At 70.9% G+C, this 15,190-nt stretch carries 17 protein-coding genes; 6 read left to right on the top strand and 11 right to left on the bottom strand.

Annotated elements, in window-relative coordinates; genetic code table 11:
* Positions 1–59: 59 nt before the first annotated feature.
* From AC5YDV_RS06325 to AC5YDV_RS06315, 3 genes are all read right to left on the bottom strand, one after another.
* Complete coding sequence (locus AC5YDV_RS06325; RefSeq protein WP_496183732.1) at positions 60–575, bottom strand: DUF1707 domain-containing protein; 516 nt, start codon at positions 573–575, stop codon at positions 60–62.
* Between the two features lie 63 nt (positions 576–638).
* Positions 639–1,976, bottom strand: a complete 1,338-nt coding sequence (locus tag AC5YDV_RS06320) for a DUF4921 family protein (RefSeq protein WP_496183731.1) — start codon at positions 1,974–1,976, stop codon at positions 639–641.
* 61 nt (positions 1,977–2,037) lie between these two features.
* Positions 2,038–2,847 carry an HAD family hydrolase gene (locus tag AC5YDV_RS06315; protein ID WP_131167592.1) on the bottom strand — a complete coding sequence of 270 codons (810 nt, stop codon included), beginning with the start codon at positions 2,845–2,847 and terminating at the stop codon, positions 2,038–2,040.
* Between the two features lie 97 nt (positions 2,848–2,944).
* On the opposite strand from AC5YDV_RS06315, the gene AC5YDV_RS06310 reads away from it, so the two are divergent.
* The 3 genes from AC5YDV_RS06310 to AC5YDV_RS06300 all read left to right on the top strand — a co-directional run bounded on the left by AC5YDV_RS06310 (position 2,945) and on the right by AC5YDV_RS06300 (position 4,712).
* On the top strand, positions 2,945–3,073 hold the full coding sequence (locus AC5YDV_RS06310) for a hypothetical protein (RefSeq protein WP_496183730.1): 129 nt from the start codon (positions 2,945–2,947) through the stop codon (positions 3,071–3,073).
* A gap of 35 nt (positions 3,074–3,108) precedes the next feature.
* Positions 3,109–3,702: a DUF1707 SHOCT-like domain-containing protein gene (locus AC5YDV_RS06305; protein ID WP_496183729.1), complete on the top strand. Its 594-nt coding sequence runs from the start codon at positions 3,109–3,111 to the stop codon at positions 3,700–3,702.
* 155 nt (positions 3,703–3,857) lie between these two features.
* On the top strand, positions 3,858–4,712 hold the full coding sequence (locus tag AC5YDV_RS06300; RefSeq protein WP_496183728.1) for an alpha/beta hydrolase: 855 nt from the start codon (positions 3,858–3,860) through the stop codon (positions 4,710–4,712).
* Here the strand turns inward: AC5YDV_RS06300 and AC5YDV_RS06295 are convergent.
* Genes AC5YDV_RS06295 through serS form a run of 3 tightly spaced genes read right to left on the bottom strand, consistent with a single transcriptional unit; the run spans position 4,681 to position 7,303 of the window.
* On the bottom strand, positions 4,681–5,145 hold the full coding sequence (locus AC5YDV_RS06295; protein WP_496183727.1) for a class I SAM-dependent methyltransferase: 465 nt from the start codon (positions 5,143–5,145) through the stop codon (positions 4,681–4,683). The two genes, AC5YDV_RS06300 and AC5YDV_RS06295, sit on opposite strands and share 32 nt — an antisense overlap.
* Positions 5,142–6,011, bottom strand: coding sequence for an aminoglycoside phosphotransferase family protein (locus AC5YDV_RS06290; protein WP_496183726.1), 870 nt, complete (start codon positions 6,009–6,011; stop codon positions 5,142–5,144). Before AC5YDV_RS06290 ends, AC5YDV_RS06295 begins: the two co-directional genes overlap by 4 nt.
* A gap of 11 nt (positions 6,012–6,022) precedes the next feature.
* A complete protein-coding gene (serS, locus tag AC5YDV_RS06285) occupies positions 6,023–7,303 on the bottom strand; it encodes a serine--tRNA ligase (RefSeq protein ID WP_496183725.1) in 1,281 nt (426 codons plus the stop codon).
* A 78-nt stretch (positions 7,304–7,381) separates the two neighbouring features.
* Here serS and AC5YDV_RS06280 point away from each other — a divergent pair, with 78 nt between their 5' ends.
* Entirely contained in the window at positions 7,382–8,926 is a 1,545-nt protein-coding gene (locus AC5YDV_RS06280; protein WP_496183724.1) for a bifunctional phosphatase PAP2/diacylglycerol kinase family protein, read from the top strand.
* Positions 8,927–8,948: 22 nt separating this feature from the next.
* Here the strand turns inward: AC5YDV_RS06280 and AC5YDV_RS06275 are convergent, their stop codons facing one another.
* From AC5YDV_RS06275 to AC5YDV_RS06260, 4 genes are all read right to left on the bottom strand, one after another.
* Positions 8,949–9,518, bottom strand: a complete 570-nt coding sequence (locus AC5YDV_RS06275) for a GNAT family N-acetyltransferase (protein WP_496183723.1) — start codon at positions 9,516–9,518, stop codon at positions 8,949–8,951.
* Positions 9,515–10,429 carry a prephenate dehydratase gene (pheA, locus tag AC5YDV_RS06270; RefSeq protein WP_496183722.1) on the bottom strand — a complete coding sequence of 305 codons (915 nt, stop codon included), beginning with the start codon at positions 10,427–10,429 and terminating at the stop codon, positions 9,515–9,517. The genes AC5YDV_RS06275 and pheA overlap by 4 nt, the downstream gene beginning before the upstream one ends.
* Before the next feature lie 26 nt (positions 10,430–10,455).
* Positions 10,456–12,120: a polyprenol phosphomannose-dependent alpha 1,6 mannosyltransferase MptB gene (gene mptB, locus AC5YDV_RS06265; protein WP_496183721.1), complete on the bottom strand. Its 1,665-nt coding sequence runs from the start codon at positions 12,118–12,120 to the stop codon at positions 10,456–10,458.
* 170 nt (positions 12,121–12,290) lie between these two features.
* Positions 12,291–12,692 carry a rhodanese-like domain-containing protein gene (locus tag AC5YDV_RS06260; RefSeq protein ID WP_496183720.1) on the bottom strand — a complete coding sequence of 134 codons (402 nt, stop codon included), beginning with the start codon at positions 12,690–12,692 and terminating at the stop codon, positions 12,291–12,293.
* Between the two features lie 94 nt (positions 12,693–12,786).
* On the opposite strand from AC5YDV_RS06260, the gene AC5YDV_RS06255 reads away from it, so the two are divergent.
* Entirely contained in the window at positions 12,787–13,254 is a 468-nt protein-coding gene (locus AC5YDV_RS06255; protein ID WP_496183719.1) for an Lrp/AsnC family transcriptional regulator, read from the top strand.
* Here the strand turns inward: AC5YDV_RS06255 and AC5YDV_RS06250 are convergent.
* Positions 13,247–14,137, bottom strand: a complete 891-nt coding sequence (locus AC5YDV_RS06250; protein WP_496183718.1) for an Fpg/Nei family DNA glycosylase — start codon at positions 14,135–14,137, stop codon at positions 13,247–13,249. The two genes, AC5YDV_RS06255 and AC5YDV_RS06250, sit on opposite strands and share 8 nt — an antisense overlap.
* Positions 14,138–14,229: 92 nt before the next feature.
* Between AC5YDV_RS06250 and AC5YDV_RS06245 the strand changes: the two genes are divergently transcribed.
* A complete protein-coding gene (locus AC5YDV_RS06245; protein ID WP_496183717.1) occupies positions 14,230–14,820 on the top strand; it encodes a DUF1707 SHOCT-like domain-containing protein in 591 nt (196 codons plus the stop codon).
* Positions 14,821–15,190 lie beyond the last annotated feature (370 nt).

Below are 15,190 nucleotides of genomic sequence, written 5' to 3'. Positions count from 1 at the left end.
CGTGAACCCTACAAGCCCCCTCCGACATCGAAGAAGCCCCTCGTCACAGCGACCGTGGGTCAGCCGTTCCCGCCGTCGTGTCCCCGGCCATCGATCTGGCGCCCCGCGGATCCGGACCTGCCGCCTCCGCCGGCCGCCCCCACCCAGGCGAGCACCACCGGGATCGCCGTGCCGATCATCGGCCAGATCGGCCAGTAGTAGTACGGCCCCCGGCCCGCGAAGAGCCAGGTCGCGATCCAGATCACGTTGAACAGCACGGCCAGGGCGATCCAGGTCCAGACGCTGGCGTCCCGCACCCTGCGCGTCCGAGCGACCGACGTCGAGGGGCGGCGCGACCCGGCGGTGATGTCAGCGAGCAACGGCACCAACTCCCCGAGCTGCTTGCTGCCCAGCGCGGCGGCGAGGCGGTCGGCGTGCTCCTGGGCGTCGAGCCGTCCCTCGCTGAAGGCGGCGTTGATGGCGTCCGCGGCGATGTCCCGGTCGGCGTCGCTGGCGCGCACGGCGGGCATCTGCAGGGGATCCGCGGTGAACCGGTCCCAGACGTTGGCCGGGAGCTCGGGGGGTGGCTGGCTCATGGACGGGGCCTCTCGACGACGTGACCACCCAACCACACCCTGCCCGGGGTCGTCCTGTCCACCTCAGCGGGCAGGACGCCCGTACCGCAAGGCATTGGGACGACAGGGCGCCTCGAACGCGATCTTGAGCGAGTCGGCGATCAGGTGGTCGTTGCGGAGCGCGAACAGCCGGTCCACGACACGGTCGCGCAGCATGGTCGGCTCAATCGTGTTGAGGTAGATCTTGGTCGCCCCCTCGAAGCCGGCCAGCGTCGAGACCCGCCACTTCAGCATCACGCGCCACGGCATCGCCAGGTCGACGTCGATGGGCCGGTAGTGCCACTCCTCGTTGCAAGGCACCTCGGTGCCCGTCGCGGCGTGCATCGCCTGGATCATGTCGCTCATGCCCCGGACCTCCTCGGGCGTCTGCTCCCACGGGTCCGGCTGCTCGGACTTGCTGTAGATCTCGACGGTCGGGAAGCGGTGCCCGAACCCGGCGAACGCCATCGCGTGCTCGTTCTCGGCGATGACGAGGTTCTTGTGGGAGGCGTAGTTCGTGGCGACCTCGTTGAACAGGTTCGCGTTCGAGCGCAGCTTGGCCAGGGTCGCCTCGTGCTGGACGCCGCGCTCGTCGATCGCCACCAGCTGCTTGTGCAGGTGGTCGAAAGACGCCCCCGCCGGTTTCAGCCAGTTCTGGAAGACCGTCACGTAGCGGGCGTAGCGGTTGAGGTCGTAGAGCCCCTTCACCGACTCGACGGTGTAGCTGATGAACTGGGCGTGCTCGTCGGGGGTCAGCGTGCCAGCACCGGCGAGTTGGTTGTCGTGGGTGGCGCCGTCCACGTAGTGCCGGCGGGCGATGATCAGGTCGTGCCCGCCCCCGAAGAAGCCGGACGCCGCGGCGATGCGTTCCTCCTCGGTCATCCTCACGATCTCGGCCGGGGTCCGGCCGGACGCACGCAGCTTCATGTCGATGACGTTGAGCACGTGCTCGCGGCCCGCCTGCGAGGCCAGGTACGCCTCGCGTCGCGTGGCGACGTGGGTGGGCAGGGTATAGCCGTAGTTGAGGTTCCAGTACTCGTAGCTGAGGATCTCGAACAGGTTCGGCACCCGCCGGAAGTCGGCGACGGTGGTGAACATCTCCTCGGCGGGCGTCCGGTAGTGGGTCTCCCAGGTCGTGTTGCCGCGGTGCACCACCCGGGACTTCTCAGGCGGCGTCTCGGTGTAGCGCTTCTCGCAGAACGAGCAGTGGGCGCCGTGGGCGTCCGGGTCGAGGGGGGCCGGGTTGCCGCCACCCACGCCGAGCGGGCGATTGCCGCGTCCTGGGACCGTCCACACCTCCGTCCCGGTGAACGGGTTCAGCTGCTTGACCGTGCCGTCAGCGAGCGTGGTGAGGTACTCCGGTTCGCGGCTGTAGGGCTGCATGCCACCAGCGTGGCACAAGCTTCCGCCGAGGACTCGTGCAACTACCGGCGAGGACTCGTGGTCACCCCGACCATGAGTCCTCGGCGGAACCGAACCAGCGCCCCAGCTCCTCGACCAGGCCGCCTTCGGCGAGCGTGCCCGTCACGGCGTCCGCCACGGCGACGAGCTCGGCGGGAGAGCCGCCCATGGCGACGCCGCGGCCGGCCCAGGTGAGCATCTCGATGTCGTTGCGCCCGTCCCCCAGCGCGAGCACGTCGGCGGGGTCGATGCCCATCCGCCCGCACACGCGTGCCAGCCCGTGAGCCTTGTCGACACCCTCGGGCGCGATGTCGAGCCAGGCGGTGTAGCCGATCGCGTACGAGACGCCCTCCAGGCCGAGCCGGTGGGCGAGCTCGATGAAGTCGTCCTCGGATGCGTTGGGGTCGCGAACGATCACGCGCGTCACCTCCGAGCCGGCGAGTTCGTCGACGCTGACGACCTCGATCTCGCCGTGCAGCTCGCCCGTGGGGAACTCGTCCGACACCCGGTAGCCGCGGCCCACGACCTCGACGGCCAGCAGCGCAGCGGGGTGCTCGGCGAGGATCCGGTCCACCACGGGGCGCGGGTCGAAGGTCAGCACGTCCACGACCTCGAACGGCGGGTAGCGCACGGTGACCGCCCCGTTCGAGCAGACGTGCTCGACGTGCTCCAGCGGCAGCTGCTCGATCACCGTCAGCGCCGACGCCCACGACCGCCCCGTCGACAGGATCACCGGGACGCCGGCGTCCACCACCCGCTGCACGGCGGCACGGACGCCGGGGTCGATCACGTTGGACTCGTCGACGAGCGTGCCGTCGACATCGAGGGCCACGAGGGCGGGCTGCCAGGTCACGTCTGAACCCTAGGGAGATTTCTCCTGAGGAGTCTTCACCGTCCACGCAACCTTTCGGGGGTCCCGTGCGTCTTGGTAGGTAAGGAGGTACGCCCCCATGCTCCGCTACGACCAGTCCACCCCCACCCAGCTCAAGCGACTGCGCGACCGCGCCTACTGCATCGTCCTGCTCGTGGCCGCCCTCTCGATCTCGGCGGTGTTTCTCCTGCCCGCGCTGCTGCCGTAGCCCGGTCACTCGGGCGGGTCGGTAGCGTGGACGCCGTGAGCACCACTCCCCAAGGACCCGGACGCGAGTTGCACCTGCGCGTCGGCACGGCACAGCGCGAGCGCGCCCTGGAGGTCATCCGCAACGCGGCCGCGGACGAGCGCATCACCTTCGACGAGCTCGAGGGCCGCGTGCCACGCGCCCTGGGGGCCGTCACCCGCGCCGACCTCGTCTCCGTGCTGGAGGACCTCGCCCCCGCCGCCGAGGTGGACGCCATCGTCGGCCTGGACGCCCCGATCGGCGAGGGGCCCGGCTTCACCTGGGACGACCCGCTCGTCCTGGAGGGAAAGGGCTGGCGTCAGCTCACCGTCTCCGGCGACTGGGTCACACCGCCGTTCATCGAGGTGCACTCCTCGATCGGCGGCGTCCTGCTGGACTTCACCCTCGCCACTGCCCCCGCCAAGGTGATCGACCTGGTGCTCGTCGTGAACGACTGGGGCACCACCACCATCGTCGTGCCCGAGGGCTGGGGCGTCGACACCCAGGCCACCCAGGCCGAGGCCAGTTACATCGAGACCCGCGGCGTCCGGACGCGGCCGCAGCACGGCAAGCCCGCATCATCGTCCGCGGTCGCACCTCGGGCCAGGTGAAGGTGAAGCTCTCGGACGAAAGGGACGTCCTCAAGGCCCAGCGCTTCATCGCCAAGGGCCGCCCCGGCATGCCCGAACTGCCGAGGGCTTGAGTTTCCCGCGCCCAAGGCTTGAGTTTCGGCCCCCGGCCCGGCGACGACTGGCAGAATCGCGTCATGGAAGAGACCACGTTCACCGTTCCCAGCAACGACGGCATCGACCTCCACGTCTACCGGTGGGCCCCCGAGGGTGAGCCTCGGGCCGTCATCCAGGTGCAGCACGGGCTGGCCGAACACGGCGCCCGCTACCGCCGCTTCGCCGAGGCGCTGACGGCGGCCGGCTACCTCGTCTACGCCCCGGACGCCCGCGGCTCGGGCCTCACCGCCGCCGGCAAGCACGGCGACTGGGGACCCGACGGCTGGCAGGGCTGGGTGGACGACCTCGGCGTCCTCAACAAGCGCATCCGCGAGGACGCCCCCGGCCTGCCGCTGGTCCTGTTCGGCCACTCGATGGGCTCGTTCGCCACCCAGCACTTCCTGCTCGACCACGCATCCGACGTCGACGCCGTCGTCCTGTCGGGAACCGGCGACGCCGCCGTCCTCGCCCCCATGCTCGGCTCGGACGCCCCCACCGACCTCAGCGCCTTCAACGCCCCGTTCGAGCACCGCACCGGGTTCGAGTGGCTCTCCCGCGACGCCGATGAGGTCGACAAGTACGTCGCCGACCCCCTGTGCGGGTGGGCCGCGCCATCGCCCGCGGGCATCGTGTCGCTGGCCCGCGCGGCCGACCCCGAGGCGCTGTCAGCCATCCCGAAGGACCTGCCGATTCTGCTGATCTCGGGCCGCGACGACCCGGTCGGCGGCGCCGGCGGCGAGGGCGTCAAGGCGGTGGCCCAGCGCTACCGGGACGCCGGCCTGACCGACGTCGAGGTGCACCTGTACCCCGAGGCCCGCCACGAGCTGCTCAACGAGACCAACCGCGACGAGGTCACCGCCGACGTCATCGCGTTCCTGCACCGCGCCCTGTCCTGACCGCCCGCACCGCGAACGTGGGCGCCCCCGGGTCGAAGGGGGCGCCCGCGACGTCGCCGGTGACCTCGACCACGTCGAACCCCACCGACTCGACCTCGGCGCGCACCTCGTCGACGGTCAACCGCGCATGGGCCAGCGACCGGGCCGAGGCGTCCACACCCAGAACCCGGACGCCGCGCCGCGCCAGCCGCACGGCGTACAACCCCGGACCGCAGCCCAGGTCGAGCACGCGCGACCCCGGCCCCAACCCCAACACGGAGCGGAGCCAGTCGACCGACGCGTCGATGAACGCGTGCGGCCGCGACGCCGCCGCGGTCGCCGGGTCGAGGTGGTGGGCGAGCATCTGCGCCGAGATGTGCGGGTCGTCCCAGAACTCGGGTGTCGTGTAGGCGCTGAACGGCTCCGGCCTCACGCCCCGCGGAGGCAGGGTCACGGCTCCACCGCCTGCATCGCCTTGAGGATCGTCACCTGCCGCGTGACCGAGCCGTGCCAGTCGTCCTGCCGGCTCTCGGCCGAGCCGTCCTGCACCGCCCAGCCCAGGTTGATCGCGCAGCGCACCACCACCCAGTCGCGGGCAGCACGCTCGTCGAGGCCGGCGGTGTCGACGACCGCGTAGAACCGGTCACGGATCGCCTCCCCGACGTCCCCGGACGCCTCGAGGTCGGCCCAGCGGTTCCACAGCAGCGGCGCCACCTCGTACTCGGGCGCGGCGTTGTAGCCCTTGGGGTCGATCGCGACCCACTCGTCGCCGCGCGCCATGACGTTGAGGTAGTGCAGGTCGCCGTGCACGACGTGGGTGCCGGGCTCGGCGGCCAGCTCGCGGCCGGCGCGCAACGCCCAGTCGACGAACCGCGGCGGCGCGGGCACCGCACGCCCCAGCCCCTCCAGCTCACCCAGCCAGCGGCGCACGAACGCGTGCCCGTCGGGCAGCTGCGGGGCAGCCCGCCGGTGCAGGCGCCCGTACAGCCCGGCCACGACCCGGGAGGCCTCGTCTGCGTCCCAGTGCTCCTGCAGCTGCCCGTCCAGCCACTCCAGCAGCAGGACGCCCCGGCGGGGGTCCGCGCGCAGCAGCTCGACCGCACCGCGTCCGCCCCACAGCGAGAGCGTGGGGATCTCGCCGACGTTGTCGGCCTCGACATGGCTGAACTTGCACGCCCGGCGGACGCCGTCGGCGTCCAGCACCGGGTGGACCCGCGCCGTGACGCCGGACAGCGGCTCACCGTCGGGCGTCAGGTGCCAGCGCCGGAAGGTGTCCTCGACGAGGCGCGGGAGGCTGTCCTCCCACGCCTGCCGGGACACCGGGCCGGAACTCAAGCGGCGGCGACCGGGGTCAGGAACTCGCGCCCGCCGAGGTAGGGCCGGAGTGCCTCGGGGACGCGCACCGACCCGTCGGCCTGCTGGTGGTTCTCCAGAATCATGATGATCGTGCGGGTCATCGCGCACAGCGTGCCGTTGAGCGTGGCCAGCGGGCGGGTGCCGCCGGCGTCCCGCTGCCGGATGTTGAGGCGGCGCGCCTGGAACTCGGTGCAGTTCGAGGTCGAGGTGATCTCGCGGTAGCGCTCCTGGGTGGGCAGCCAGCCGTAGCAGTCGAACTTGCGGGCGGCCGACGACCCGAGGTCGCCCGAGGCGACGTCGAGGACCTGGTACGGGATCTCCAGCGACTCGATGAACGCCTTCTCGTAACCCAGCAGCTTGGCGTGCTCGGCCTCGGCGTCCTCGGGCGAGCAGTAGACGAACAGCTCGGCCTTGTCGAACCAGTGCACGCGAAAGATGCCGCGGGTGTCCTTGCCGTAGGCGCCGGCCTCGCGGCGGAAGCAGCTCGACCACCCCACGTAGTGCTTCGGCAGCGACCCGGCGGGCAGGATCTCGTCGGAGTGGTAGGCCGCCAGCGCGACCTCGGAGGTGCCGACCAGGTACAGGTCGTCGCGCTCGAGGTGGTAGACGTCCTCGGCCGCCTGGCCCAGGAACCCCGTCCCGGCCATCGCCTCCGGCTTCACCAAACTCGGGACGATCATCGGCGTGAACCCCCACGAGGACGCCATCGCCATCGCGTGCTGCAGCAGCGCGAACTCGAGCTGGGCCCCTTGGCCGGTCAGCACGTAGAACCGCGAGCCGGAGATCTTGGCGCCGCGCTCCATGTCGATGGCGCCCAGCATCTCGCCCAGTTCGAGGTGGTCGCGGGGGGCGAAGCCTTCGGCGGCGAAGTCGCGCGGGGTTCCCCACGTCTCGATGATCTCGCCCTCGTCCTCGCCACCCGAGGGAACCCCGTCGATCACGATGTTGCCCAGCTGCATCATCAGCTCGTCGAAGGTGGCGTTGGCGGCCTCGGTCTCGGCCTGAGCCTCCTTGACGGACGCCGCGAGTTCCTTGGTGCGTGCCAGCAGGGCCTGCTTCTCCTCGGGCGAGGCCTTGGGGATCTGCGCCGACAACGCCTTCTGCTCGGCCCGGGCCGACTCGGACGTCGCCATGAGGGACCGGCGACGCTCGTCGGCGGCGACCAGGTGGTCGACGAGCTCGACCGACTCCCCGCGGGCAGCTTGGCTGCGGCGGACGCGGTCGGGGTCGGTGCGCAGAATCTTCGGGTCGATCACGGGCCGATCCTATCGTCCAGCTGAGCTCAAGTTGCCGGGCGAGGCGTCCGGCCCGGGGCCGGGTGGAACACTGGACCCGTGAGGACGCGGTGGGGACTGGCACACGTCGCGGCGGCGGTGCTGGCCGCGGCGTTCGCCCTGTGGACGTGGCTCACGCTGGCCACCCCTGCGTTCCACCGCGCGGACGCCGCCTCCACCATGCCCGGCATCGACTCGGGCTCCCCCCTCGGCCAGGTGCTCGCGACCATCGCGGTCGTCACCATGCCGGTCGTGGCCTACACGGGCCTGGCCGTGCTCACGCTCTGGGCCATGCGCCGACACCTCCACAACCTGGCTTGGGCGATCGGCTTGAGCATCCCGTTGGCCTGGGGCGGCAGCCAACTGGCGAAGGTGCTGGTGCTGCGTCCCGGTCCGGACACGGCCGCACCCCTCATCACGGTCGAGGGGTGGTCCTACCCGAGCGGGCACATGACCGCGTTGACGGTCCTGGCCGTCATGGTCGTCGCCTCGATGGTGGTGACCCGGCGTCGACGCGCCCCGGTGGTCGCCGGGGCGTCGCTGCTGGTCGTGGTGTGGTGGGTCGTGCTCGCGGACCGGTGGTTGTTGCGCGCCCACTGGTTCTCCGACCTCATCGCGGGCGGCTTCTTCGGCGGGTTCGTGGCCGCGCTGGCCCTGGCCCTGGCCGGAGTGAGCGTGGTCCGGTTCGGCGCGGCCCCCCGCGTCCGCGAGGGTTCCCTGCGGGCCGCCATCATCTACAACCCGTCCAAGGTGCCCGACTTCCAGGTCTTCCGCCGGCAGGTCGAGGGCGAGTGCACCGAGCGTGGCTGGGAAGCGCCGCTCTGGCTCGAGACCGACATGGACGACGCCGGCGCGCGCGTCGCCCGCGTGGCCCGCAAGCGCAAGGTCGACCTCGTGCTGGTGGCCGGCGGCGACGGCACGGTTCGCACGGTGAGTGCCGTGTTGGCCGGTACGGGCATCCCGATCGGGATCGTGCCCGTCGGCACCGGCAACCTGCTCGCCCGCAACCTCGGCGTGCCGCTCGACATGGCGGACGCCCTGGAGGTCGCCTTCGAGGGCCGCGCACAGCCAGTCGACCTCGTCCGGCTGCGCGCCGACGACCGGGAGGACGACCACTCGCTCGTCATGGCGGGCATGGGCATCGATGCGCGGATCATGAGCGAGACCAACCCGGACCTGAAGAAGGTCGTCGGGCCGGCCGCCTACGCCGCCGCGGCCCTCGCGAGCCTCAACTCGCCCCCGTTCCGTGCGCTCGTCAGCCTGGACGGCGGCTCCCCCGTCGAGCGGACGCCGGCGCTCGCGCTGGCGGCCAACGTGGGTTTGGTGCAGGGCCAGATCTGGCTCGCCCCGGACGCCGTCCCCGACGACGGGCTGATCGACATCGTGCTCGCCTCACCGGAGCGTCCCGCGGACTGGGGCGCGATCGCCGGACGCGTCCTGACCCGCCTCACGGACCATCCCGGTATTGAGCGCGCCCAGGTGCGCACGATGCTCATCGAGACCGACGAGCCCGTGGCCTACCAGATCGACGGTGACACGATCGGCACGTGCCGACGGCTCGAGTTCACGGTGCTGCCGCGGGCCGTGCAGGTGATGGCCCCCTAGGCCGAGGCCCTGGCCCGAGGCCCTAGGCCGAGGCGTCCCCGGTCGGGCGGGGGTTCCGCTCCCACCACTGGTCGTCGCTGAGCGCGTAGATCAGGTTGTCGTCCCACTGCCCACGCCACCAGTACGAGCGCGGGGCCAAGCACTCGACCGTGAACCCCAGGCGCTCCAGCAGCCGCGCCGACGGCTTGTTCAACGGCGACAACTGGGCCACCACCCGATGGACGCCGAGGCGTCCGACCAGGTCGGCGAGCACCGCGTGGGCCGCCTCGTACGCATAGCCACGACCCTGGTTCTCACGGGCCAGCGTGAAGCCGATCTCGGCCACGCCCCCGTGTTCGTGCAGCGACACGTAGAGGTCGCCGAGGAGCACCCCGTCGCGCATGATCGCGATCTGGTTGCTGCTGCCGGGCTCGATGTCGGTCCGTCCCTCGAGAGACGCCGCCAACGCGACGGCGCGCTCGCGGGGGTAGGGCAGCTCCCAGTCCTGCAGCGCCGAGACCTCGGGGTCGTTGCGGTAGGCCGTGATCGCGTCGACGTCCGTCGCGTCGACGAACCGGAGCAGGAGCCGCACGGTCGTCAGCGACCAGGTCATCGCTTCCGTCCCAGGAGCGCGTCCATCCAGTCCTCGGCGGCCTGGTACTCGGCGTCGGTGAAGCCGCGCGCGATCTTGGGCTGCACCCCGTCTGCGCGCGGGTAGGACCCGAGATAGGTCACATCCCGGCAGATCCGGTGCAGGCCCTTGAGCGTGCCGCGCAGGCGGGGCTCGCCGATGTGGCCCTCCGCGTCGATGGAGAAGCAGTACTCGCCGAACGCCTTCTTCGTGGGGCGACTCTCGATGCGGGTCAGGTTCACCCCGCGCATCGCGAACTGCTGGAGGATCTCCAGGAGCGCGCCGGAGTGGTCGGCGTGCATCCAGGCGACGAGGGTGGTCTTGTCGGCACCGGTCGGCTCGGTGATCGTGCCTCGGCGCCGGACGAGCACGAAGCGGGTCACGGCGTCCGGGTTGTCGGCGATGTCGGTGGCCGCGCAGTCGAGGCCGTACAGGTCGGCGGCCACTCGCGCGCAGATCGCGCCGTCGTACCGCGAGCCCGGGTCGGCGACCTCGGCGGCGGCGGCGGCGGTCGAGCCGCCCTCGGTGACCACAGCTTGAGGCAGCGTCTTGCGCACCCAATCGCGGGTCTGGGCGTGGGCGTGCGGGTGGGTGATGATGCGCGACACGTCCTCCAACCGGTGGCCGGGCCGGACCGCCAGCACGAACGACACCGGCAGCAGGACCTCGCGGACGATCACCAGCGGCACGTGCCCGAGCGCCAAGTTGTCGAGCGTGGCGGTGACGCCGCCCTCCACGGAGTTCTCGATCGGGACGAACGCGGCGTCCACCTCGCCCGCACGCACGGCGTCCAGCACACCCGGGACGGTCGCGTATGGCTGCGCCTCCGCGTCCGAGAAGGTGAGCAACGCCTGGTGGGTGAAGGTTCCGGCTGGTCCGAAGTATCCGATCACCGGTCGAGTCTACGGTCGCGGACCGCTCAAGGGCCGGTCTGCCTGCCTCCCGGACGCCGCCAGCGCCGGACGACGGGCCGCCCGGACACCTCGGCCGCGGCCTTCTCGATGCGCGGCACGCTGAACAACAGGTCGGACGCCCCCCGCTTCACGAACGCCCACGTCGGCCGGGTGCGGTCGGTGGACCACCACCAGTACACGAGCGCGCCGAGGACGAACCACTGCACGGCCGAGCTGACGACGTCCCGGATGCCGTACGAGACCACGTCCACCATGAAGTCCGAGAAGCCGACCGTGCGGCCGGTGACGTACGAAACCGAGAGGGCCGTGCCGCGCAGGGCCATGAGCCAGTCGAGGCGCGTCCGGTGGAGCAGCGCCAACGGCGCCCACACGATGAGGTCGTACCAGGCCAACGTGTAGGGGGACGTCACGAGCCACGCGGTGCACAGCACGACGGCGGTGCGGACGGCGATGGTGAGCGGATCCCGCTCGGCCGGGAGCTTCGTGCCGGGCACGGCCTTCCACGGCAGGACACGCGACAGCATCCAGGCGATGACGACCATGCCGCCCCAGCCGAGGAGGCCGGTGATGGAGCGGGCCACGGGCGCCGGCAGCACCCAGGCCAGGGCCGAGTCGACCCATGGCGCCCAGGACCCACCCGAGACGTACCCGGTGTTCCGCGCGGCGGCGAACAGCGCGCTCGGAGCGAAGACCCCGTAGAGGATGCCGATCGGGATCAGCGCGCCGACGCCCAGCTGCACCACCCTGCGCCAGTCGTGGCGGTAGCCCCACACCATGGCCAGCCCGTAGAACACCAGCGAGACCTTCACCGACCCGGCCAGGCCGATGAAGATGCCCGTCACGAACGGGCTCCGGCGCATGAACCTCAGAGCGACGATGGCGAACACCAGCGTGAGCGCCTCGTTGTGGCCGCCGGCGACGACGGCCCAGATGAGCAACGGGTTGAGGATGGTGAACAACACCGAGCGCGTCTGCAGGGCCGCGTCGCCGTGGGCGAGCTTGATCATGACCGCGCAGACGACGATGAACGCCGTCACGTGGATGAGTTGCAGCCAGAACACGACGTCGTGCATGGAGTCGCCACCCAGCACGTTGGCGAGCCACTGCGTGAAGGACGCGATTGGTCCGTACACGGACGGGGTGTCCTGCCAGGGTCGTTCGGTCCAGACGAGGACGGGGTCGTACGTCTGCCGGAAGATCTCCGCCGGCGTGATGCTGTAGGGGTCGACGCCTTGGCGCTGGAGGCGTCCGTAGGCGGCGTACATGAGGACGTCTGCGCTGGTCAGCGGGGGGACCGCCGCCGTGGCGGCGCTGAGGCCGACGCCGAGGAGGAACAGGCGGTGGATGCCCGGACGCCAGCCCGCCGTCACCGCCCGCCAGGCGATGAGCAGGCCCACGGTGCCGATGGTGATCCCGACCCACAGCACCGGGACGACGACCCACTCCGACAGGGGCAACCCGATCTGCTCGCCCACCTCGACCGGGATGAACCACGGCGGCAGCAGGCTGCCGCCCGCGGGGCCGACGTTGAGCGTGACGCTGGACGGCCCGAGGAACGCGACGACGATGGTGGTGGCGCAGCTCACGACGATGAGCCACAGGCCCAGCGGTCCATTCTTGGTCCACGGACGATCGAGGAAGCGGTTCCACGCTTCGACGATCGCTTTCATCGGGGGCCTCCAGGGGGTTCGAGTTGGCCCAAGGCTACTGTGAAGCACTCCCCCATCCCGAACGGAGTGCCCTGGGTTGCCCGTCGAAACCGCACAGAGGCCCCGCGGGACGGGGTGCCGTGATGCCGCGGGGCAGTTCCTGGGGACGTCCGTGCCTGCCCTCCCGGGCGTCAGCGGTGGGACGCGGTGAGGTGGTCGACCGGGCGGTAGTGCGGGCCGGACGCCGCCTCGGTCGTGAGACCGGCCCGCACCCAGTACTCGAAGCCTCCGATCATCTCGCGCACCTGCAGGCCGCGAGCCGCAAGCGCCAGGGCTCCACGGGTGGCGTCGTTGCAGGAAGGTCCCCAGCAGTACACGACCACGGGCACGCCCGGATCGAGGTTGACGGTTCCGAGCTGGTCGAGAGCGATGTTTTGCGAACCCGGGATGCGCCCGTGCGCAAAGGCCTCCGCGTCGCGCACGTCGATGAGTACGAAGTCAGCGCCGTTGGCCTGCATGGCACTCACATCGCGGGGCGACGTCTCGTGGGCGAGTTTGGTCTGGAAGTAGCGGACGGCGTCATTGTCGATCATGCCCCACAGACTGCCCGGGAATCGCCCGCGATTGAACGGCAAACCCCCGGATCTTCCCGACGAAGACCGTGACTTCATCGGTATATTCGCATTCATGACGTTGTTCCACCGGAACACCACTTTGGACGCGATGGACGACGCGCTCGTCCGGCGACTGCAGGAGGACGCCCGCATCACTCTCGCCGAGCTCGGTCGCGCGATCGGGCTGTCCGCCTCGGCCACGGCTGAACGACTTCGTCGCCTCCAAGACGCCGGGGTCGTGCGCGGGTACCACGCCGAGGTCGACCTGGGCCTGCTGGGCTTCCCGATCGTGGCCTACATTCGGCTGCGGTGCTCCCCGATGCATCACAGGTCACTCCACGACGCGCTGGAGAACACGGCCGAGGTGGTGGAGGCGCACCACCTGACCGGTGACGACTGCATGTTGATCAAGGTGGTCGCTCGCTCCATGCCCGATCTCGAACGCGTCGCCGAGCGGTTCGCCACCATGGGGTCGATCGCCACGAACGTGGTCTATTCGAGCCCGGTGCCGCGCCGCACGGTGGGGATCGCGGCTACTTGAGCAGCTTGGACAGCCGCCGGTCGGCCAGGAGTTTGCCTCCGGTCTGGCAGCCGGGGCAGTAGTTCAGGAACGAGTCGGCGAAGCTCACCTCGGCGACGGTGGTGCCGCAGGTGGGACAGGGCTCGCCCTTCCTGCCGTGGACCCGCATCGTCGTCCGCTTGCCGTCCTTGAGGTTGGCGGGCTTCTCCCCCACGGAGCGCGCGATGGCTGCCCCGAGGTCGCTGCGGACGGCCTCGAACAGCGTGGTCACCTCGTCCTCGGTGAGGCTGCCGGCGAGCTTGAACGGGCTCAGGCGAGCCGCTTGGAGGATCTCGTCGGAGTACGCGTTGCCGATGCCGGCCAGGACCGACTGGTCCTTCAACAAGCCCTTGAGCTGGGTCCGACCGTGCTCGGCGAGGATCGCGGCGAAGTCGTCGCGGGTGAAGTCCTCTGCGAGCGGGTCCGGACCCAGGCGTGCAATGCCGGGCACCTCGGCGGGGTCGGGCACGACGTACACCGCCAGGTGCTTCTGCGTGCCGGCCTCGGTGAGGCTGAAGCCGATGGTGCGGGTTGCGCCGGACTCATCGGGCTCGGACTCGAACGCCACCCGGAGCGCGAGCGGACCCTTGCCGGGACGCACCGTGGTCTCCGGCACCGGGTCGTGCCACGTCAGCCAGCCGGCGCGGGCGAGGTGGAACACGAGCCAGGTGCCGTCCACGTCGATCGCGATGAACTTGCCCCGGCGCTCGACGCCGGCGACCTCCATGCCGTGCAGAGCGCTGAGGGGGATCGCGAAGGTCTTGAGGGCCGAGATCGCCGCCAAGTCGGCGCGGACGACCGTCCGACCCACCAAGTTCTCGGCCAGGAAGACGCGGAGCGCCTCCACCTCGGGCATCTCGGGCATGGAGCCATGCTAGGCCGGACGGGACGAGAACTCCCGGACCTGCAGGTGACCTCCCCGAGGCGGCGACACGTCCTCGTCATAGAATCGGGGCCATGCCCGAGCTCGAGCACCACCGACGACTGCGCGCCAGCGACGCGGATCGCGACGCGGTGCTCGGCGTGCTGCACGAGGCCTACGCTGCCGGGCGCCTCGACCTCGACGACCTGACCCAGCGCCAGGAGTCCGCCCTGTCGGCGCGCTTCATCGACCAACTCCCCGACCTCGTCGCCGACGTGCCCGAGGGTCGCGAGCTGGACTCCCGGTGGAACCCCGGCCGTCGCCGTGGACGCGTCGCCACCGGAGTGCACGCCCCCTGGACGGCGACCATCCTCACCGGACGCCGGATCGACCTCGCGCCGGGCCAGGGTTTCCGGAACTTCGCCCTGCTGGGCGGGGACGACATCTACCTGCGGGACGCCCTGGGCCCCGGGGTTGTCCTCACGCTCGATGTGCCGGCCGTGCTGGGCGGCCACAGCCTGCACGTGCCCCGAGGCGTCCGTGTGATCGAGGAGACCGAGGCGGTCGCGGGGGGCAACAGCATTCGCCGTTCGGCGCAGGGGGACGGCTCCAACGGCACCCTCGTGCTGCGCGGCAAGCTGCTGCTCGGCGGCCACACGGTCAAGCTTGACAAGCGCGACCGCTGAGCCGCGCCCGCAAGCCCCCGCCATTATCCCCGCGAACCAGCGGCGTCCGCTCCGGGTCGAGCCTCCGCGGCGGCAGGAACTCCGGGGACCCGCGCTCGTCGAGCCGCACCTCCCAGCGATCAGGCGGCACGCCCCTCCAGAAGCGCGGTGGTTCGACGGTGCCGTGGTGGTGGGGGCAAAGAAAAGCACGAGGTTCGCCAACGATGTCGAACCGCCCGCCCACCAAGGCACAATGTGGTGCTATCGCGCGACGCTCGTCGTGGCAGATGGAATCCAGCGCGTTTGCGATCGACGCGATCGCGGCCGCCGAGCTGCTGGTCGTCTCCATGCCCTCAAGCTACGACGCCCCACTGACATTATTCGAACACAG

The sequence above is a fragment of the Propioniciclava sp. LT432 genome (genome assembly GCF_059515965.1).
Note: the sequence above shows the minus strand (reverse complement) of the source record. Positions and strands in the feature narration are given on the sequence as shown.

Bases quoted from the DNA above. Each gene is read 5' to 3' on its own strand.
- AC5YDV_RS06325 (WP_496183732.1), bottom strand. From the start codon at position 575: ATGAGCCAGCCACCCCCCGAGCTCCCGGCCAACGTCTGGGACCGGTTC.
- AC5YDV_RS06320 (WP_496183731.1), bottom strand. From the start codon at position 1,976: ATGCAGCCCTACAGCCGCGAACCGGAGTACCTCACCACGCTCGCTGAC.
- AC5YDV_RS06310 (WP_496183730.1), top strand. From the start codon at position 2,945: ATGCTCCGCTACGACCAGTCCACCCCCACCCAGCTCAAGCGACTGCGC.
- AC5YDV_RS06300 (WP_496183728.1), top strand. From the start codon at position 3,858: ATGGAAGAGACCACGTTCACCGTTCCCAGCAACGACGGCATCGACCTC.
- AC5YDV_RS06275 (WP_496183723.1), bottom strand. From the start codon at position 9,518: ATGACCTGGTCGCTGACGACCGTGCGGCTCCTGCTCCGGTTCGTCGAC.
- mptB (WP_496183721.1), bottom strand. From the start codon at position 12,120: ATGAAAGCGATCGTCGAAGCGTGGAACCGCTTCCTCGATCGTCCGTGG.
- AC5YDV_RS06260 (WP_496183720.1), bottom strand. From the start codon at position 12,692: ATGATCGACAATGACGCCGTCCGCTACTTCCAGACCAAACTCGCCCAC.
- AC5YDV_RS06255 (WP_496183719.1), top strand. From the start codon at position 12,787: ATGACGTTGTTCCACCGGAACACCACTTTGGACGCGATGGACGACGCG.
- AC5YDV_RS06250 (WP_496183718.1), bottom strand. From the start codon at position 14,137: ATGCCCGAGATGCCCGAGGTGGAGGCGCTCCGCGTCTTCCTGGCCGAG.
- AC5YDV_RS06245 (WP_496183717.1), top strand. From the start codon at position 14,230: ATGCCCGAGCTCGAGCACCACCGACGACTGCGCGCCAGCGACGCGGAT.